This window comes from Luteimicrobium subarcticum (assembly GCF_002798015.1).
In the GTDB taxonomy this organism is placed as follows: domain Bacteria; phylum Actinomycetota; class Actinomycetes; order Actinomycetales; family Cellulomonadaceae; genus Luteimicrobium; species Luteimicrobium subarcticum.
This window is the reverse complement of the sequence record NZ_PGTZ01000007.1, coordinates 785,436-804,995: the sequence shown is the minus strand read 5'-3', so window position 1 is coordinate 804,995 and position 19,560 is coordinate 785,436. Positions and strand designations below refer to the sequence as shown.

Genomic DNA, 19,560 nt, shown 5'->3' with positions numbered 1-19,560 from the left:
CCGGACGGACACCGCAATCGCTAGAGGGCGCGCGCGTCCGCCTCGAGGAGCACCGGGATGCCCTCGCGCACCGGGTACGCGAGCGGCCGGTCCGGGTCCGTGGAGTGCAGCTCGGGCTGCCCGTCGGGGCCCGTCGCGTCCACCAGCGGAGCTCCCGTGACCGGGCAGCGCAGCAGCTCGCGCGCCCAGGCGTCCATCGGCAGGTTCGTGCCCGTGCTCCTCGCCATCAGCGCTGCGCTCCCTCGGTCGTGCCGCCCTGCGCGCGCACGAGCGACAGGACGTCGTCGCGCACCTTCTCCATGATGTCGTGGTCCGCGGCCTCGACGTTGAGCCGCAGCAGCGGCTCCGTGTTCGACGCCCGCAGGTTGAACCACCACTGCGGGTGCTGCCCGTCCCAGTGGGAGACCGTGAGACCGTCGAGCTCGTCGACCTCGACCGGTCCGGCGCCCTGCTGCTCGACGTACGCCTCGACCACGCGCTCACGGGCCGCAGGCACGTCGGCCACGGTCGAGTTGATCTCCCCCGACGCCACGTACGGCTGGTAGGCGTCCGCGAGCGCCGACAGCGGGTGGGGCTGCGCACCGAGTGCGGCGAGCACGTGCATCGCGGCGAGCATGCCGGTGTCCGCGAAGAAGAAGTCGCGGAAGTAGTAGTGGGCGCTGTGCTCGCCACCGAACACGGCCTGGTGCTCGGCCATCTGCGCCTTGATGAACGAGTGGCCCACGCGGGTGCGGACGGTCTCGGCCCCGGCGGCGCGCAGCAGGTCGGGGACCGCGCGCGACGTGATGAGGTTGTGGATCACGACGGGCTTCGCGTCGGGATCGGCCGCGAGCTCCTTCGCGACCTCGCGCAGCCCCACGAGCGCAGTGATCGCGGACGGCGACACGGGGTCGCCGTGCTCGTCGACGACGAAGCAGCGGTCGGCGTCGCCGTCGAACGCGAGGCCGAGGTCGGCGTCGTGCTCCACCACGGCGGCCTGCAGGTCGCGCAGGTTGGCGGGCTCGAGCGGGTTCGCCTCGTGGTTCGGGAACGTGCCGTCGAGCTCGAAGTACAGCGGGACCACGTCGAGCGGCAGCGCGGGGAGCCCGGCGCCGGTGCCCAGCACCGCGGGCACGGTGTGGCCGCCCATGCCGTTGCCGGCGTCCACGACGACCTTGAGGGGCCGGATGCCCGACAGGTCGACGAGCGAGCGCAGGAAGCCGGAGTAGTCGGCGAGCATGTCGCGCTCGGTCGCCGTGCCGCGGGACTCCTCGTCGGCAGCCGCGGGCAGCCCGTCGCCCAGGTAGTCGCCCGCGAGCTCGCGGACCTGCGTCAGCCCGGTGTCCTGGCCGACGGGCCGCGCGCCCGCCCGGCAGAGCTTGATGCCGTTGTAGACGGCCGGGTTGTGCGACGCGGTGAACATGGCGCCGGGGACGCCGAGCGCCCCGGAGGCGTAGTACAGGCCGTCCGTGGAGCAGAGGCCGACGAGCGTCACGTCGACGCCCGCGTCGGTCAGGCCACGGGTGAACGCGGCAACGAGCTCGGGGCCGGAGTCGCGCATGTCGTGCCCGACGACCGCGGCGGGGGCTCCGGACGCCTCCGGGAGGACGACCACGCGGGCGAACGCGGCGCCGATGGCGTGCGCCACGTCGGGGCTGAGCTGGTCGGGGACGGTGCCCCGCACGTCGTACGCCTTGATGAGGGAGGACAGGTCGATGCGGGTCACGCGCGCCAGCCTATCCGGCTGCGGGACTGCGGGGCTGCGGGTGCGCGCCGGGCTGGGCCGGGGACCGCGCGGGTCAGTCGCTCTCGGCGCGCAGCACCCGCAGGTGCTGGCGCCGACCGGGCTCGGCGGGGTCGACCACGGGCACCTGCTGCGTGATCGGGGCACCGGCGCGCCGGACGGCGTCGGCGAGCGCCGAGAGGTCGTCGGGGCTGGGGCCCGGGTCCTCGAAGTGGTCCGCGAGACGCACGACGTCCCAGCCGCGCGGTGCGGTGAGCTTGTCGGCGTGGTCGGAGCACAGGTCGTAGCTGTGGGGCTCCGCGTAGTGGGCGAGCGGGCCGAGGACGGCGGTCGAGTCGGCGTAGACGTACGTCAGCGTCGCGACCGCCGGGCGCGTGCACGCTGTCCGGGAGCACTGCCTGACCGATTGCACGGAGGAACCGTACCGCTCCCCCGGGCCGTGGCGTGCACGCCACACCGCTGACGGCGCCACGCACCGTCCCGCCGCCGCGGCGCCCGGGTACGGTCGGTGCATGGCGTCCGACACCCCCGACCGTGCCGACCGGGTCGACCGGGTCGACCAAGCCCTCGCGGCCCCCGCCGCGTCCCGCGCGCCCCGCCGCCGCGACCGCCACGGGCGCGGGATGCGGGGGCCGATGATCCCGGCGGCGCTGCCCGCCGCACGCACCCGCGCGGAGGCGTTCGACGGGCACGTGCTCGCGGCCGTCGAACGCCTCGAGCAGCGCTGGGGCGCCGAGCTCGAGGGCGCGGAGTTCGCCGTCGAGGACGTCCCGCCGTCGGACCCGGCGCCCTGGGAGGACGGCACCGTCGCGCTGGGCCGCTTCTTCCCGGCGGAGGCGGGCCAGCCGAGCCGCGTCGTGGTGTACCGGCGGCCCGTCGAGGCGCGGGCGCTCGACGAGGACGACCTGGCCGACCTGGTGCGCGACGTGGTCGTGGAGCAGGTGGCGCGGCTGCTGCACCGCGACCCCGAGGATGTCGACCGGCGGTACGGGCAGGACTGACGGGCTCAGCCGAGCCCGACGGTCGGGTCCTGCTGGACGCGCACGGCGGACGACGCGGCGGGCGCGCCGACCGGGGCGACCACCGAGAAGAGCTTGCCGGGCGCCGGACCGGCGATCCCCGGCGTGGGCGAGCCGGTGGACAGCACGACGCTCCACGCGGCCCCGGTCGCGCCGACCGTCGGCGCCTCGACGAGGACGGCGGCGGGCTCGGCCGATGTCACCTCCGCCGGGTCGACCACCCGCGTCCACCCGGCCTTGACGGCGAACGCCTTCGCGACCCGCTGCCCGTCGGTGGTGACGACGACGACCGTGGCGGCCAGGACGGGCCCGCCGCCCTTCGCGTCGGAGGCGCGCTCCTCGGGGACGGCCGTGAGCACCACGGCCGCGGCGACCCGGGCGGGCACGGCGACCGGGCTCGACGAGGCGGACGGGGCGTCCTGGTCCGCGGCCCACGGCTGGCTCGGCACCCAGGCCGTGTCCCACGGGGTCGCCGCGGTGGCGGGTGCGTCACCGGGCCGCTGCTCGAACCCGCCGGCGACGACGTCGGAGCCGGCGTCGACGACGACCGAGTAGGTGCCGGCGGGCAGACCGCCGAGGGGCACGTCGACGACCTCGCCACGGGTGAGGTCGACGGACTCGAGCCCGTGCAGCCAGACCCGGCCGGAGGTCCCCCAGACGCTGATGTCGGCGGTCGTGGACCGCTGGGTCGCGAGCAGGCGCAGGCGGGGCGCACGGGCGTCCGCGACCGCCTCGCCGCGGCTCACGATCCCGCTCACGACGGCGTGCCGGGCGGGTTCGGCGCCCGCGGCGACGAAGTCCACGCCCTGCGGGACGATCCCGTCGAGCACCGTGTGCTGGAGGTAGGCGGTGACGGCGGCACCCGTGGCGCTGACGTGGACGACCGTGCGGTCCTGGTCGGCGGCGGCCGACTCGACGAGCCGCGTGACCTCCTTGCCGGCCGGGACCACGAGGCTCGCGGCGTCGGCGAGCGTCACGGCGCCGTTCGCGCCGAGCACCTCGACGGTGACGGTGGCGGCGTGCCGTCCGGGGTTCTGCACCACGAGGCGGGTGCTGGACCCGACGGTCGTGCTGCCGCCGACCAGCCACAGGTCGGTCGCCGGCGCACTGCACGCCGTGGCCGCGAGCCCGCGGAGGTCGCCGCGCGAGGTGGTGGACGCGAGCGACGCCGCGACGACCGGGTCCACCCGGCCGCCGGGGTCCGCCCGGATGCCCGTCGCCCCGTCGGGGTCGATCACGGTCGACACGCGGGGTGCGGTCCCTGACGTCGCCGACAGCGTCGTGAGCGGTGCGGACGAGCTGCCGAGGCCCGCGACGACGGCACCGCCGCCGGCCGCCGCGACGACGCGCAGCGACGACCACGTGTCGGCCGGGCTGGCGGTGAACTGCGCGTCGCCGCCGGTCCGGGTGTCCGTGATGCGGGCCGGCGCGGGACAGCCGAGCACGGTGTCGCCAGGGGGCACGTCGACGTGCGCGGACCGGGACGCCAGGTCGGTGGTGCCGGACTCCGCGGCGGGGACGAGGTCCGCACCCCGGGTGGCCCCGGCGGCCACGCCGGCCACCACGAGGAGACCGGCGAGCGTGCCGGCCAGCGCCCGCGCGCGCCCGTGGGGCCGCCGGGGCGCGCCCGGTGCCCGGGCGGCGCCGGCAGGGCCGGCCGGAGGAGGGGGCGGGACGGCAGCGGTCACCTCAGCACGACCTTCCTGCGCCGCACGGGCAGCGCGAGCAGGACCACCACGAGCAGCACGAGCGCGGACCCGGCGAGCCAGGGGGCCCGGTGCGGCATGTCGTAGCGGACGGTGAGCGTCCCGGACGCCCCGGGCGGCACGACGAACTCCTGGCGCCACCCGTCGGCCACCCGGTGCAGCGCGACGCCGCCGAGCCGGGCGTGCCAGCCTGCCGCGGCGCGGTCGGCGAGCACCACGCGCCGCTCGTCGCCCGCCGCGTCGAGGCGGGTGCGGACCGTCGGACCGTCCGCGGGGAGGACGGCCAGCTGGCGCCCCCCGGGGGTGCGCAGGGTCGCCCACGCGGGCGCGCGGTCGGCGGACGACGTCGGCGTGACGCGCCAGAGCACGCTGGGCTGCCCCTCGGTGACGCGGGTCAGCCCGGGCTCGGTGTCGACGCGGGCGACGAGGGCCGAGCGGGTCGTGGCCGTGCCGCGCTCGTCGGCACGACCGGCGGGGGCCGTCAGGAGGACGCCGCCGACGCCGAGCCCGGCGAGCCGTGCGGCCGTCGTGGACGACGCGGGCGCGACCCCGCGGCCGGCGAGGTCCGCGACGAGCGTGGCGACCTCCGCCTCGGGCGTCCCGGCGACGCTGCGGCCGTCGAGCGCGGCGCCGAGGAGCGTGCCCTCGGCGACCGTGGACGACTGCGTGAGCTGGGTGCCGTCCCCCGTGAGGAGTGCGTACCGGATCGTGCCGTCGGACGTCGGCGTGAGGGCGACGACGCGCTGCCGCGCCGACGAGGACTGCATCTGCTGGGCCACGGGCGGGACGACCGGCGTCGTGGACACCGTGACCCGGCCGACGGCCGGGTCGTCGCCGCCGCGGACCTCGGCGTGCGTCCACGCGGCGAGCGACGCGGCGGGGAGGACGAGCGCGACGGTCGCGGCGGCGGCACGCAGCGCGGTGCGCAGGCGGTCGGGCGCGTCGTAGCGGCCGCGCAGCCGCTCGCGCCCGGGCCCGGCGAGGAGCGCGGCGCCGAGGAGGCCCGCGACGACGAGGCTCGTCCCGGCACCGGGCCAGCCGCGCACGAGCCCGGCGGTGCTCGTGGCGACGGTGGTCCCGGCGCCGAGGAGCGCGACCGCGAGCCCGAGCAGCACGACGACCCAGGCGACCACGACACCGGCGCGCCGCCGGGACCGCACGACGGCGACGAGCGCGACGAGCGCGACGGCACCGACGAGCACGAAGGGCAGCACGGCCGCGACCGCACCGTCGCCGAGCGCGGCCGGGAGGTCCGCGGTGCTCGCGTGCCGCGGCCACCCGAGCGCCGCCTCCCAGGGCTGCGGCGGCGTGAACGGGACGGCCGGTCCGGGCGACGCCACCAGGAGGTGCCACCCGAGACCGCGGTCTGCCCACGTCCGGGCGACGTACCACCAGAACGGGGCGAGGAACACGACCGCGGGCGCGAGCACGAGGGCGGTCCGCAGCCCGCGGCGCCAGCTCAGGAGCGCCGTCACGACCGCGACGACGGCGCCCGCGACGAGCAGGACGGGCGCCCCCGCGACGACCGGGACGAGCACGAGCGCTGCGCAGGCGAGCGCCCCGAGGGACGTCCGGTCGCGGGCGCGGCGCTCCTGCGGTCGTCCGCGCGGGACGGCCGGCGCGACCCGGTCGTCCTGCGCGACACCGAGGCCACGGAGCAGCGCGACGACGAACCACGGCAGCGCCGCGTGGGCGAGCAGCGGCCCGAGCCTCCCGTCCTCGACCGCGAGGAGCAGGGGCGGCGCGGCGACCCACACGGCGGCGGCGGCGGCCCGCGCGGCGTTCCACCGGGTGAGCGTCCCGGCGGCGCACCACGCCCCGGTGCCGGCCACGACGAAGGACAGCAGCACGAGCAGCGAGAGGGCGAGCTGCGTGTGGCCGAGGGTCAGGACGGACGCACCGAGCAGGACCGTGTGGACGGGGTCGGCGGGGGCGCTCGCGCCGTAGCCGACGGGCACCCATCCCCCGGTCACCGCCTGCCACAGCTCGCCCAGCGGGACCGCGAGGGGCAGCAGCGCCCCGCCGACGGGCTGTCCGCCGCCCAGCAGGGGGCCGACCGCGCTCCCGAAGACGAGCGCGGTGAGCACGACGAGCGCGACGACCACGACGCCGCCGACGACCCGGCGCCGCACGGCGAGCTGCGCGAGCTCGGCGCGCTCGAGCTCGCTCGGCGCGTACGTCGCGCGCCGCTGCTCGGTGGCGGCCATGCGGCGCCACCGGCGCTCGGTGCGCACGTCGCGCCACGGCGTCTCGAGGGGGCGCAGCGCGCGGCGCGGCAGGGTCGCGGTGCCGCGTCCCCGCCGACGTGCCCGCCACAGCGACGCGGGTCGCACGAGCACGAGCAGCGGCGCGAGCAGCTCGTCGCGCGCCCGACCGGGCTGCTTGAGCGCGAGCCGGTACATGGCGTGCAGGGGCGCTGCCACGACCAGCCACACCGCGAGCAGCGGCAGCAGCCCGGCCGCGCACGAGGTGAGCCGCAGGCGGACCTCGCTGCGCCGGCGGGCGGCGAACGTCGGGTCGTCGCTCCCGTCCGGCAGGTCGCCCTCGCGCGGGTCGGCGCCGCGCAGGCCGAGCTGGGCGTGCTCGACGACGGCCTGCGGCACCACGACGACACGGTGCCCGGCGCGGCGCGCCCGGCGGCACAGGTCCAGCCCGTCGCCGAAGGGTCCGAGGTCCGGGTCGGTGCCGCCGAGCGCGGTCCACACGTCGTGCCGGACGAGCGCGCCGGCGAGCCCGACGGCCAGGACGTCCTCCGTGCCGTCGTGCTGGCCCTGGTCGATCTCGCCGGGCTCGAAGCCGACGGTGCGGCGTCCGGCGTGCGAGGTGGTGACACCGACCTCGATGAGCCGGGGGGCGGGCGCCGGGGTGGGGGCGTCGGGGTGGCCGCCGGACCAGCGGCGCTGCTTGGGCCCGGCCACCGCGATGGTCCGGGAGTGCTCGACGGCCACGAGGAGCCGGTCGAGGGCGTCCGGGGCCGGGACGGAGTCGTCGTGCAGGAGCCACAGCCACCCGTCGTCCGGCACGGCGCGCTCCGGGTCGCCGAGCGCGACGGACACGCCGTCACCGAAGCTCCGCGCGCCCGGGGCGGGGACCAGGTGCGCGTCACCGAGCTGCAGGTCGTCGAACCCGACGGCGGTGCGCGCGGCGGTGACGTCGACGACCACGACCCGGTCCGGGGCATGGACCTGGTCGTGGACGGCGGCGAGGGTCCGGCGGAGCCACGGCGTGGCGCCGCGCGTCACGAGGACCGCGGTGACCGTCCGGGCGCCGGGCCGCGCCCCACCGGGCGACACGCCGGGGAGGGTCGTGTCGCGGTCCGGGGAGCGGTCGTCCGGCACGCCAGGCGTGGGACGAGGCGTCGGGCTGGTCTCGGTCATGGCCAGGCCATCATGCGACGGTCGGGCTGCGAACCGTGGGATTTCCGGTCGTGGGCGAGCCCGGACCCCGGTCAGATGGCCTGGCGCTTGAGCTTGCGCCGCTCGCGCTCGGACAGGCCGCCCCAGATGCCGAACCGCTCGTCGTTCTCGAGCGCGTACTCCAGGCACTCCTGGCGCACCTCGCAGCCCGAGCAGACACGCTTGGCCTCGCGGGTCGAGCCGCCCTTCTCGGGGAAGAACGCCTCCGGGTCGGTCTGCGCGCACAGCGCGCGCTCCTGCCAGCCGAGGAGGGTGTCCTCCTCCTCGGTGTCGGCGAAGAGCGAGATGACGGGGGCGATGCCCCGCTCCAGCTCGTGGCGGACGAGGGGCTGGTCGCCGCCGACGCCCCCCGGGTAGCTTCTCCTGGCGTCGGACGGGAAGGCCCCGTCAGAGTTGAGCAAGTCCCACATGGTGCGCCCCTTTACTGCGGTCCTCGTGAAGGAAACTGCATTGGTTGAATTACACGCGTGTCATCATCGTCGGTCAAGCCGAAATGTGCTATCGGAGCGATATCGCGCGGGTGAACCTGCTGGTCCCGTCGGCGTGTCGTGGTCCTAGTCTGACCTCATGTCCACCGGCGCGTCGTCACCGTCCCACCCGCCCGCACGGGGTATCTCCACCGTTCCCGCACTTCTCGCAGCGCTCACCGCGCGCGGGGGCGCGCCCGCGCTCACCTGGTACGACGACGACGGCCGCGTCGAGCTCTCGGGCGCCGTCCTCGCCAACTGGGTCGTCAAGACCACCAACCTCCTCGTCGAGGAGCTCGACGCCGCGCCCGGCACCCGCGTCCGTCTGGACCTGCCCGCGCACTGGCGCGCGGCCGTCTGGGCGCTCGCGGCGTGGCGCGCGGGCGCGACCGTCCTGCTCGGCGACCCCGACGGCGACGCGGCGGACGTCGTGGTCACGGACCGGCCGGGCGCGCCGCACGCCGCCGCCGGCTCCGCCGCGCGCGCCGAGGTGGTCGCCGTCAGCCTGCCCGCGCTCGCCCGCCGGTTCGACGGCGACCTCCCGCCGGGCGCGATCGACGCCGCGGCGGCCGTCATGACCTACGCCGACGCGCTCGGCTGGGTCCCGCCGACGGACCCGGCGGCGCCCGCCCTCTCAGACGTCAGCCCGCGCGGCGCCACGGACGGGCCCGACCCCGGCGTCACGACGCACGCAGCGCTGCTCGGTTGGGCGACCGCCGACGACGCACCGGCCTCGGGCACGGCAGCGGGCGCCCGGACCGTGCTCGTCGTCCCCCACGGCGTGGACGCACGGCCTCTCGTGGGCTCCCTCCTCCGGGCCGTCGTCGGGGTCTGGGCGCGGGGTGGTTCGGCGGTCGTCGTCACCGGCGCGCCGGCCGCCGCCGAGCAGGACGACCCGGAGCGGTGGCGGCGGATCGTCGACGGCGAGCGCGCCGAGGCGACCCTGCGGCTCGGCCGCTGACCCCGCGGGCGCATCTCCACAATCCCTCCACCGCGTGCCTGCCGAGGTCGTGCAACGCCTCCCACGGCACCCGCTTACCCTCGATGACGTGATCGTCGACGAGGCCCAGGAGATGGGCGCGCCCTGCGCTGCTGCCCGCGTCCTGGCGCGCCTCCTGCCGTGCGGCGGTCGCGCATGAACCAGGACGTCAGCCCCCCGCCCCCGAGCTTCACGCCCCAGGGGCACAGCGCCGCACGCCCGAGCTCCGACGACGTCATCACCGTCGGTCCCGACGGTGCGACGTCCGCGGGTGCGGCGCCGCGCCCGCCGGCACCGCCCGCGCCGCCGCGCGTCACGCGGCAGTCGAGCCAGGGCATCTCCGTGCAGAGCGCCCAGCCGCCGTCGTTCGCCCCGCACGGCTCGTCCCGCACGGTCCAGCGTGCCGCACGGGGCACGACGTCCACGCGACCGCCGCAGCGCACCGAGCCCGCCGCCCCCGGCGGCACCCCGGACGCCGGTGCGGCCGGGCCGGGCCGGATCCGGATCCGCAAGGGCCGCGTCGCCGGGATCGTCGCGGTGGTGGTCGTCGCGGCGCTCGTCGCCTGGCCGATCGGTCTCGCCGTGTGGGCGAACGGCAAGCTCCAGCACGTCGACGCCCTCTCGGGCAGCGCCGGGACGACCGGCACCACGTACCTGCTCGCGGGCTCCGACTCGCGCGCGGACGGGGTCGTCAAGGACCACACCACGGGCGCCCGCACCGACTCGATCATGGTGCTGCACGTCCCCGACTCGGGCCCGACCGCGCTCATCTCGATCCCCCGCGACTCCTACGTCCCGATCCCGGGCCACGGCAGCAACAAGGTCAACGCGGCGTACTCGCTGGGCGGCGCGCCCCTGCTCGTCAAGACGGTCGAGCAGCTCACGGGCATGCACGTCGACCACTACGTCGAGATCGGCTTCGGCGGGGTCGAGGACGTCGTGGACGCGGTCGGCGGCGTCCACCTCTGCTACGACCGGAGCGTCCAGGACAAGAAGAGCAAGCTGACCTGGACGAAGGGCTGCCACGACGTCGACGGCAAGACCGCCCTGGCGTTCTCCCGGATGCGCTACTCGGACCCGCTCGGTGACTTCGGGCGCGCGCAGCGTCAGCAGCAGGTCATCGGCGCGCTCTCGGCGAAGGTGAAGAACCCGGCCCTCCTGTTCCAGCCGACGCGGCAGGTCGGGCTGCTCGACGCCGGCACCGGCGTCCTCACGGTGGACGAGTCGATGAACGTGCTCGACCTCGCCCACCTGGCGATCGCGTTCAAGAACGCCGAGGGCAAGGACGGCGTCACCGGCCTGCCGCCCGTGTCCGACCCGGACTACCGCCCGGGTGGCGTCGGGTCGAGCGTCCGGCTCGACCCCGACAAGACCCCCACGTTCTTCGCGCAGGTCGCCGACGGCTCGCTCGAGCCCGGCAGCTACGGCACCGGCTGAGCCGCCGCCGTCCGCATCCCGCCCCCGCACACGTCAGCCACAGCACGAACCCCTAGGATCACCGCCATGCCCGAGAAGACGACCGACAAGCGGCCGCCGCGCCATCTCCGCGGGCTGCGCTCCCACGGCATCGCCCGCGGTATCGGCATCGCCGTCGTCGCCGTGCTCGCGTGCGTCAGCGGCGGCGCCTACGGCCTCGCGCGACACTTCCAGGGCAACGTCGACACGCAGAACGTCGACTTCCTCAAGCAGGGTTCCAAGAAGGCGGACCCGAAGGACGCGGCCGCAGGCAAGTCGCTGAACATCCTCATCCTCGGCAGCGACTGGCGCGGGGGCACGAACTCCAGCATCGTCAAGGACGGCGCCAAGCAGGGCGACACGGCGCGTTCGGACACGACCATGGTCATGCACATCTCGGCCGACCGGAAGCGCATCGACTTCGTCTCGATCCCCCGCGACTCGCTCGTGGACATCCCCCGGTGCCAGCTCGACAGCAAGGGCGCGACCATCGCGTCGGCGCACACGAACGACATGTTCAACAACGCGTTCGCCTACGGGTGGGACACCGCGAAGTCGCTCGGCTGGAGCGACTCGAAGTCGTTCGGCGCCGGCGCCGCCTGCACCTGGAAGACCGTCGAGAGCCTGACGGGGATCGCGATCGACGACTACGTGGTGGTCGACTTCTCCGGGTTCGACGGCGTGGTCGACGCCCTCGGCGGCGTCGACGTGTGCGTGCCGCAGGCCATCGACGACCCGCGGGCGTCGCACCTGGTCCTCTCCGCAGGCTGGCAGACCCTCAAGGGCAAGACCGCGATCAGCTGGGCCCGGACCCGGCACGGCATCGCCGACGGCAGCGACATCGCCCGCATCGGCCGCCAGCAGGCTCTCGTCGGCGCGATCTCGAACAAGTTCTTCGCGCAGAACTATGTGACGGACTCCCCCCGCCTCCTGAAGTTCGTGGACGCGGTGACCAAGTCCATGCACACCAGCTCCGACCTCGGGTCCTTCTCGTTCCTGCTGGGCCTGGGCTTCAGCATGCGCCACCTCGACACGTCGAACGTCACGTTCCGGACCGTGCCGTGGCACTACGACGTCACGGACCCCAACCGGGTGGACTGGACGACCGACCAGGCCGCCGCCATGTGGGACAAGATCGCCCACGACGAGCCGATCGGCGACATCGCGACGAAGAAGACGACCAAGGCGTCGTCCGGGGGCACGAAGACCTCGACCAGCACCCCGAAGGCGGCGTCCACGCCGAAGGCGACCAAGAAGGCGAGCACCCCGAAGAAGGTCGTCACGGGGAGCGAGAACAGCCCGCTGTCGGCGGGCGACCTCCCCACCACGGCGGCGCAGTGCGACGCCGCCATCAAGGCCGCTCAGGGCTGACGTCGAGACCGATCAGTCCCAAGCGCCCGGTTGCACTACGATCTGCCGGATGGAAGAGCCGCAGGGGGAAGCAGCCCGACCACCTCGTCACCTCGCCGCCCGCCGGTCGCACGCGGTGCTGCGCGGCGTGGCGATCGCCGCGGTCGCCGTCCTGGCGACGGCAGGAGGTGTATCCTACGGCCTCGCGCGCCACTTCCAGAACAACGTCGACACGCAGGACGTCGACTGGCTCAAGCACCCGCAGCACACCGCCGCCGCGAAGGCGAAGGCCGCCACCCCCGAGGACCAGGCCGCGGGCAACGCCCTGAACATCCTGGTGCTGGGCAGCGACTGGCGCGGCGGCTCGAACGACACCGTCGTCAAGGACCAGGGGGCGCAGGGCAACGCCCAGCGCTCGGACACGGCGATGGTCCTGCACGTCTCCGCGGACCGGAAGCGGGTGGAGGTCGTGTCGATCCCCCGCGACTCCATCGTCGACATCCCGGCCTGCCAGCTCGACAGCAAGAACACGGCGTCGACCAACGCGTCGTCCGGCGACATGTTCAACAACGCGTTCGCGTACGGCTGGGACGTCGCCAAGCAGCACGGCTGGAACGACTCCAAGGCGTTCGGCGCGGCGGCAGCCTGCACGTGGCAGACCGTGGAGAGCCTGACCGGGATCGAGCTCGACGACTACGTCGTGCTCGACTTCGCGGGCTTCACGGGCATGATCGACGCGCTGGGTGGCGTCGACGTCTGCGTCCCCGAGCACGTCGACTCGAAGAAGGCCGGGCACCTCGTGCTCGACGCGGGATGGCAGAACCTCGACGGCAAGACCGCGATCAAGTGGGCCCGCGCGCGGTACGACATCGCCGACGGCAGCGACATCGCCCGCATCGGACGTCAGCAGGCGCTCGTCGGGTCCGTCGTCAACAAGTTCTTCGCGCAGAACTACCTCACCAGCGCGCCCCGCATGCTGTCGTTCGTCGACGCGGTGACGAAGTCGCTCCACACCAGCTCCGACATCGGGTCCATCGGGTACATGACGGGGCTCGGCTTCAGCCTGCGCCACCTCGACATGTCGAACGTGACGTTCCGGACCGTGCCGTTCTACTACTACCCGGTGGACAGCGCGCACCGGGGCAAGGTCGGCTGGCAGACCGACCGGGCCGCCGCCCTGTGGGCGAAGGTCGCCGCTGACAAGCCGATCGGCGACACGGCGTCGACGGCGTCCTCGAAGCCCACGGCCTCGAGGACCGCCTCGTCCGGCACGACGACCACCACCGCGCCCACGAAGAAGCCGGCGGCCGCGACCCCGAAGCGGGTCGTCACCGGGATGGACAGCGACCCGCTGGCCGCGGGCGACCTGCCCACCACGGCGGCGCAGTGCGACGCGGCCATCACGGCGGCGTCGCAGGGCTGACCAGCACCGTCGGCGTGTCCGGAGCGACACCCTCCGGGTGCCGTGACGGTCCCGGGCGCCTAAAATTCGCCGGGTGGAGTCGCCCACGGGGAACGTCGTGCGTCCGCCACGCCACCGAGCGGCACAGCGGTCGCACGCGGTGGCCCGGTGGGTCGGCCTCGCTGCGGTCGCGGTGCTCGCGTCGGCGGGCGGGCTCTCCTACGGCCTGGCCCGCCACTTCCAGGGCAACGTCGACACCCAGAACATCGACTGGCTCAAGGAGCAGGCCGCCGCACCGCGACCCGACGCCGCCCGGTCGCCCGCCGACCCGCAGGACGCCGCCGCCGGCAAGGACCTCAACATCCTCGTCCTCGGCAGCGACTGGCGCGGCGGCGACAACGACACCGTCACCAAGGACCAGGCGCTGCAGGGCAACGCCCAGCGGTCCGACACCGCGATGGTCATGCACGTCGCCGCGAACCGGAAGCGCATCGACGTCGTCTCGATCGCGCGGGACACGATGGTCGCGCTGCCGTCGTGCCAGCTCGACAAGAAGGGCGCGGTCCGGACCGTCGCCAGCTCGTACGCCATGTTCAACGAGGCGTTCGCACGCGGTTGGGACACCGCGCAGGCCGCCGGGTGGGACGAGTCGAAGTCTTTCGGCGCCGCGGCGGCCTGCACCTGGCAGACCGTCCGCGACCTCACCGGCATCCGCCTCGACGACTACGTCGTCGTGGACTTCGCCGGCTTCGACGCCATGGTGGACGCCCTCGGCGGCGTCGCCGTGTGCGTCCCGCAGGACGTCGACGACCCGCAGGCGTCGCACCTCGAGCTCACCGCCGGGTGGCAGACCCTCCAGGGCAAGACCGCGATCAGCTGGGCACGCACCCGCCACGGCATCGCCGACGGCAGCGACACCGCGCGCATCGGCCGCCAGCAGGCCCTGGTCGGCTCGCTGGCCAACACGTTCTTCGCGCAGAGCTATGTGACCGACACACCGAAGATGCTGAAGTTCGTCGACGCGGTCACCCGGTCGCTGCACACGAGCTCCGACCTCGGGTCGCTGAGCTTCATGACGGGGCTCGGGTTCAGCCTGCGCAACCTGGACACCGCCGCGATCACGTTCCGGACCGTGCCGTGGGGTGCCGACCCGTACGACGAGAACCGGGTGGTGTGGCAGGCCGCCGCGGCGGCCGCGCTGTGGGACAAGATCGCCCACGACAAGCCGCTCGGCGACATCACGACGCCGAAGAAGAGCGGGACGGGTGCGACGACGTCGACCGCTCCGTCCGCCACGCCGACCCCGAAGCGCACGGGGGGCGCAGGAGCGACGGGGGGCAAGCGGCTCGTCACGGGGATGGAAGGAACACCGCTGTCGGCCGCCGACCTGCCGACCACGAAGGCGCAGTGCGACGCCGCGCTCAAGGCGGCGGGCGTGGGCTGACGCCCCCCGGCACGGTCAGGCGGTGAAGCCGACCTTCCCGGCGCGCGCCGCGCGGAGGCGGGCGCCCTTGGCCTTGGCCTGCGCCTCGAGGTCGTCCCGGAAGGCGTCGAGGCGGCCACGGAGCGCCACCGCGTCGTCGTCCGTGCCGGCAGCCAGCATGCGCGCGGCCAGGAGTCCGGCGTTCCGTGCCCCGCCGACGGACACCGTCGCGACCGGGATGCCCGCGGGCATCTGCACGATCGACAGCAGCGAGTCCATGCCGTCCAGGTGGGCCAGCGGCACCGGCACGCCCACGACCGGCAGCGACGTCACCGCGGCGAGCATGCCCGGCAGGTGCGCGGCACCGCCCGCACCGGCGACGATCACGCGCAGCCCGCGGGCGGCGGCCGTGCGGCCGTACTCGATCATGTCGAGCGGCATGCGGTGCGCGGAGACGACGTCGACCTCGACGGGCACTCCGAGCTCGGCGAGCGCGTCGGCCGCGGCCTGCATCACCGGCCAGTCGGAGTCGGACCCCATGACGATGCCGACGAGCGGCGCGGCGGGGACGGAGTCCGTCCGGTCGGTGACGGTGGGCTCGCTCATGTGCTGCTCCCGGGTGGTGTGACGGTGTGCTCGGATCAGGGGTTCAGGGGTTCTCGCCGCGCAGGAGCGCGGCGGCGCCCGCGGCACGACGGCGGACCTCGTCGAGGTCGTCACCGCTGACGTTCACGTGCCCGAGCTTGCGCCCGGGACGCACGTCCTTGCCGTACAGGTTGACGCGCGCCTCGGGGTAGGCGGCGAGCACCGCGGGCAGGGCGTCGGTCAGTGCGTCGAGGCTCGAGCCGAGGACGTTCGCCATGACGGTCCAGCGGGCGACCGGCGCGGTCTCGCCGAGGGGGAGGTCCAGCACCGCCCGCAGGTGCTGCTCGAACTGGCTCGTGACGGACCCGTCGATCGTCCAGTGGCCCGAGTTGTGGGGGCGCATCGCGAGCTCGTTGACGAGGACGCGCGGCCCGTTCACGCCCGGCACCTCGAACATCTCGACCGCGAGCACACCGGTCACGCCGAGCCCCTCGGCCACGGCGACGGCGACCCGCGTGGCCTCGGCGGCCAGGGTGTCGTCGAGGTCCGGCGCAGGCGCGACCACCTCGGCGCACACGCCGCCGACCTGGACCGACTCGACGACCGGCCAGGTGCGCACCTCGCCCGACGGACGCCGCGCGACGAGCACCGCGAGCTCCCGGGTGAACGGCACCTTCTCCTCGACGAGGAGGGCGGGGCCGCCGTCCGCCGCGGCGGCGAACCAGTCGTCCGCGCCGTCGGCCGCGTCGACCAGCCGGACGCCCTTGCCGTCGTACCCGCCGCGGCTCGTCTTGACCACGACCTCGGCACCCGGCTCCGCCACCTCGGCGAGGAAGGCGCCCAGCGCGGCGGGCCCCGCGACGACGTCCGACGGGAGGGCGGCCCACCGCGGGCACGGCAGGCCCAGGTCGGTGAGCCGGGTCCGCATCACGATCTTGTCCTGCGCGTGCACGAGGGCCGCCGGCCCCGGCTGCACGGAGACGCCCTCGGCGCCGAGCGCCTCGAGGAGCGCGTTCGGCACGTGCTCGTGCTCGAACGTCAGGACGTCCGCCGCATCGACACCGTCGGCACCGTCCCCCACCACCAGGGCACGCACCGCGTCCTCGTCCGCCGCGGCGCCCGTCCGGGACTCCACCACGACCTGCGCTGCCGACGACGTCGGGGACTCCACGAGGACGCGCAGACGGACCCCGAGCTCACCCGCCGCGGGGGCCATCATGCGCGCGAGCTGCCCGCCACCTACCACTGCTATCACTGGTGCTGCCACGGGACACGAGGGTATCCGACGACGGCCCAGGTGCCGGCGGCCCGCCCGGACCCCGGCGGCCGGCGCGGGTTCGTCCAGGTCGGTGCGCTACTCTCCCGTCCCATGATCGAGCCCGCCGAGCTGCCCACCGAGCTGCCCGACGGCGCCCGTGTCGCCGACGTCGCCGCGCGGGAGGTCTCGGACGCCGAGCTCGCCGCCGCCGAGTCCACCGTCCGGCACGGCATCGGCGCGCGGATCACCGAGCTGCTGCGCTTCGGCATGGTGGGCGGGCTCGCGTTCGTCATCGACGCCGGGCTCTTCAACCTCCTCGTCTTCGGGCCGGGCGAGGTGCTCGGGACCAAGCAGGGCACCGCCAAGGCGATCTCGGTGACGCTCGCGACGATCTTCGCGTGGATCGGCAACCGCTACTGGACGTTCTCCGAGCACAAGACGCAGGAGCGCGGCCGCGAGCTGCTGGGGTTCGTCCTCGTCAACGTGGGCGGCATGGCCATCTCGGTCCTGTGCCTCTGGTTCGGCATCCACGTGCTCGACCAGGACAGCCAGCTCGCGCAGAACATCTGGGCCAACGTCATCGGTCTCGGGCTCGGCACGGTCTTCCGCTACCTCATGTACCGCAAGTTCATCTTCACCGGCGCTTCGAGCGCCGCGGCCTGAACCGCGCGCTCGACACCGTCGCACCGGCGGGCAGCACGACGCTCGGGTCGAGCGTGTGCGGGACCCCCGACAGGAAGATCGAGAAGACCGCCGGGCGGCGCTGCGAGAGCTCCAGGCGACCGCCGTCCGCCGCGACGAGGTCGCGGGCCAGCGCCAGACCCAGCCCGGTGCCCTTGCCCGACGTGACCTCCCGCTCGAAGATGCTGCCCGCGAGGTCGTCGGGCACGCCGTCGCCCTCGTCGGCCACCTCGATCACGACGGACCCCGACCGCGACCCGCGGGACCGGACCGTCGTCGTGCCGCCACCGTGCGTCAACGAGTTCTCGACGAGCGTGGCGAGCGCCTGCGCCAGCCCGCCGGGGGTCGCCAGCACGTACGTGTCCGCCGGGACGTCGACGACGAGCCGGCGCCCTTCGCGCTCGAAGACCGGCCCCCACTCCTCGTCCTGCTGCCGCGTCACCTCGCGCAGCCGGATCGCCTCCGTCGTGCCGCCCTGGGCCCGCCGGGACCGGGTGAGCAGGTCGTCGACGACCGTGACCAGGCGCTCCACCTGCTCGAGCGAGATGCGTGCCTCCTCCTGGACGTCGGGGTCGTCGGAGGCGAGCGAGATCTCCTCGAGGCGCATCGACAGCGCCGTGAGGGGCGTGCGGAGCTGGTGCGACGCGTCCGCGGCGAACTGCCGCTCGGTCGCCATCCGGCTCGCCAGCCGCTCCGAGGTGCGGGCCAGCTCCGCCGCCACGAGGTCGATCTCCTCGACGCCGGACTCCGCGACCTGCGGGCGCACCTGCCCCGACCCGAGCTGCTCGGCCGACGCCGCCAGGTACACGAGCGGCGCGGACAGACGGTTCGCCTGCACGACCGCCATCGCGATCCCCGCCGCGAACGCCACCACCGCCGCCGCGATGACGAACAGGACGATCCGCATGCTCTGCCAGTAGACCGCCCAGTACGACGCGCGGAGGACCACCAGGGCGCCGGCGTCGCTGTGCACCGCGCTGCGCTCGGCCTTGCCCGTGACCTCGTCGCCGTAGGTGATGCGCTCCCCGTTGACGACCACCACGACGAACGCGGGCGTCCCGTTGTCGCCGTCACCGGCAGCGACCCGCAGGCTCGCCTCCGGCACGTCCTCGCCGCGCTCCTGCGCGCGGTCGACCGAGCGGGCGAGCGCCTGCGTCCGCTGCGCCAACGCGTCCAGCTCGTTGTCGTGGACGTACTGCGCCCCGAAGAACGCCAGGGGGAAGCCGAGGAGCAGCACCGCGACGGTGATCGCCGCCACGGTGGCCTGGATCATGCGCTGACGCACGTGTCACCCACCCGGTGCCGTGAGGTCGCTTGCTCGCCCGTGCTCCACCGACGGCTCAGCCGGCGCCCGTCTCGAACCGGAAGCCCAGACCACGGACCGTCGACACGTAGCGCGGCGAGTTCGCGTCGTCACCGAGCTTGCGGCGCAGCCACGACACGTGCATGTCGAGCGTCTTGGTCGACCCGACCGGCTCGGCGCCCCACACCTCGCGCATGAGGGTGTCGCGCACGACGACGGTGCCCGCGCTCTGCACGAGCACGCGCAGCAGGTCGAACTCCTTGGTGGTCAGGTGCAGCTCGCGGTCCGCCTGGAAGGCGCGGTGCGCGGCGACGTCCACGCGCACGTCCTGGGCGACGAGCTCCTCCTCGTCGAACGTCTCGCCGTGCGTGCGGCGCAGCAGCGCCCGCACGCGCGCCAGCAGCTCGGCGAGCCGGAACGGCTTCGTCACGTAGTCGTCCGCACCGGCGTCGAGCCCCACGACGAGGTCGACCTCGTCCGCGCGAGCCGTGAGGACCAGCACCGGCGTGGTGAGCCCCTGGGCGCGGACCGCACGCGCCACGTCGAGACCGTCCATGTCGGGCAGACCGAGGTCCAGGACGATGATGTCGGCCGTCGCAGCGGAGTCGATCGCACCTTGGCCGGTGCCTTGCACGACGACGTCGTACCCCTCGCGGGTCAGGGCGCGGGCCAAAGGCTCGGCAATCGCCGTGTCATCCTCAGCCAGCAATACGTTGGTCATTCGCCCATGCTAGAGCATCGAACCGTCCCCGACACCGGTCGATCGGCCCCTCGTGATCCTCCCTCAGGACGA

The 19,560-nt window shown here is 74.7% G+C and carries 17 protein-coding genes; 7 read left to right on the top strand and 10 right to left on the bottom strand.

Translation table 11 applies throughout. The annotated features are described in order from the left end of the window. Positions 1-20 precede the first annotated feature (20 nt). From CLV34_RS08600 to CLV34_RS08590, 3 genes are all read right to left on the bottom strand, one after another. Positions 21-227 carry a Trm112 family protein gene (locus tag CLV34_RS08600; RefSeq protein ID WP_100349804.1) on the bottom strand — a complete coding sequence of 69 codons (207 nt, stop codon included), beginning with the start codon at positions 225-227 and terminating at the stop codon, positions 21-23. Beyond that, positions 227-1,705, bottom strand: coding sequence for a phosphomannomutase/phosphoglucomutase (locus tag CLV34_RS08595; protein WP_425436209.1), 1,479 nt, complete (start codon positions 1,703-1,705; stop codon positions 227-229). The genes CLV34_RS08600 and CLV34_RS08595 overlap by 1 nt, the downstream gene beginning before the upstream one ends. Positions 1,706-1,778: 73 nt before the next feature. Further along, positions 1,779-2,135: a DUF3499 domain-containing protein gene (locus tag CLV34_RS08590; RefSeq protein ID WP_100349936.1), complete on the bottom strand. Its 357-nt coding sequence runs from the start codon at positions 2,133-2,135 to the stop codon at positions 1,779-1,781. A gap of 100 nt (positions 2,136-2,235) precedes the next feature. On the opposite strand from CLV34_RS08590, the gene CLV34_RS08585 reads away from it, so the two are divergent. Then, positions 2,236-2,724, top strand: coding sequence for a metallopeptidase family protein (locus CLV34_RS08585; protein ID WP_100349803.1), 489 nt, complete (start codon positions 2,236-2,238; stop codon positions 2,722-2,724). 5 nt (positions 2,725-2,729) lie between these two features. Here CLV34_RS08585 and CLV34_RS08580 read toward each other — a convergent pair whose 3' ends face one another. From CLV34_RS08580 to CLV34_RS08570, 3 genes are all read right to left on the bottom strand, one after another. After that, a complete protein-coding gene (locus CLV34_RS08580; protein WP_100349802.1) occupies positions 2,730-4,430 on the bottom strand; it encodes a DUF5719 family protein in 1,701 nt (566 codons plus the stop codon). Continuing rightward, on the bottom strand, positions 4,427-7,825 hold the full coding sequence (locus CLV34_RS08575; protein WP_100349801.1) for a glycosyltransferase: 3,399 nt from the start codon (positions 7,823-7,825) through the stop codon (positions 4,427-4,429). Before CLV34_RS08575 ends, CLV34_RS08580 begins: the two co-directional genes overlap by 4 nt. A 71-nt stretch (positions 7,826-7,896) precedes the next feature. Beyond that, a complete protein-coding gene (locus CLV34_RS08570; RefSeq protein ID WP_245859125.1) occupies positions 7,897-8,163 on the bottom strand; it encodes a WhiB family transcriptional regulator in 267 nt (88 codons plus the stop codon). A 268-nt stretch (positions 8,164-8,431) separates the two neighbouring features. Here CLV34_RS08570 and CLV34_RS16350 point away from each other — a divergent pair, with 268 nt between their 5' ends. The 5 genes from CLV34_RS16350 to CLV34_RS08545 all read left to right on the top strand — a co-directional run bounded on the left by CLV34_RS16350 (position 8,432) and on the right by CLV34_RS08545 (position 14,961). Continuing rightward, positions 8,432-9,292 carry a TIGR03089 family protein gene (locus CLV34_RS16350; protein WP_157803767.1) on the top strand — a complete coding sequence of 287 codons (861 nt, stop codon included), beginning with the start codon at positions 8,432-8,434 and terminating at the stop codon, positions 9,290-9,292. Between the two features lie 174 nt (positions 9,293-9,466). Further along, entirely contained in the window at positions 9,467-10,747 is a 1,281-nt protein-coding gene (locus tag CLV34_RS08560; RefSeq protein ID WP_100349799.1) for an LCP family protein, read from the top strand. Between the two features lie 66 nt (positions 10,748-10,813). Continuing rightward, positions 10,814-12,136: an LCP family protein gene (locus tag CLV34_RS08555; RefSeq protein ID WP_100349798.1), complete on the top strand. Its 1,323-nt coding sequence runs from the start codon at positions 10,814-10,816 to the stop codon at positions 12,134-12,136. A gap of 49 nt (positions 12,137-12,185) precedes the next feature. Beyond that, the gene (locus CLV34_RS08550; protein WP_100349797.1) at positions 12,186-13,538 is read left to right on the top strand and encodes an LCP family protein; all 1,353 of its coding nucleotides are present in this window, start codon (positions 12,186-12,188) and stop codon (positions 13,536-13,538) included. Between the two features lie 73 nt (positions 13,539-13,611). After that, a complete protein-coding gene (locus tag CLV34_RS08545) occupies positions 13,612-14,961 on the top strand; it encodes an LCP family protein (protein ID WP_157803766.1) in 1,350 nt (449 codons plus the stop codon). Between the two features lie 15 nt (positions 14,962-14,976). Here the strand turns inward: CLV34_RS08545 and purE are convergent, their stop codons facing one another. Both purE and CLV34_RS08535 read right to left on the bottom strand, forming a co-directional pair. Next, the gene (purE, locus tag CLV34_RS08540; RefSeq protein ID WP_100349795.1) at positions 14,977-15,546 is read right to left on the bottom strand and encodes a 5-(carboxyamino)imidazole ribonucleotide mutase; all 570 of its coding nucleotides are present in this window, start codon (positions 15,544-15,546) and stop codon (positions 14,977-14,979) included. A 43-nt stretch (positions 15,547-15,589) separates the two neighbouring features. Beyond that, positions 15,590-16,792, bottom strand: a complete 1,203-nt coding sequence (locus CLV34_RS08535; protein ID WP_100349794.1) for a 5-(carboxyamino)imidazole ribonucleotide synthase — start codon at positions 16,790-16,792, stop codon at positions 15,590-15,592. A 102-nt stretch (positions 16,793-16,894) separates the two neighbouring features. Here CLV34_RS08535 and CLV34_RS08530 point away from each other — a divergent pair, with 102 nt between their 5' ends. Beyond that, positions 16,895-17,446: a GtrA family protein gene (locus tag CLV34_RS08530; protein WP_100349935.1), complete on the top strand. Its 552-nt coding sequence runs from the start codon at positions 16,895-16,897 to the stop codon at positions 17,444-17,446. On the opposite strand, the gene CLV34_RS08525 is transcribed toward CLV34_RS08530, so the two are convergent. Then, a complete protein-coding gene (locus CLV34_RS08525) occupies positions 17,418-18,749 on the bottom strand; it encodes an ATP-binding protein (protein ID WP_100349793.1) in 1,332 nt (443 codons plus the stop codon). The two genes, CLV34_RS08530 and CLV34_RS08525, sit on opposite strands and share 29 nt — an antisense overlap. Before the next feature lie 55 nt (positions 18,750-18,804). Beyond that, positions 18,805-19,488 (bottom strand): response regulator transcription factor, encoded by a 684-nt coding sequence (locus CLV34_RS08520; RefSeq protein WP_100349792.1) that lies wholly within the window; start codon positions 19,486-19,488, stop codon positions 18,805-18,807. Positions 19,489-19,560 lie beyond the last annotated feature (72 nt).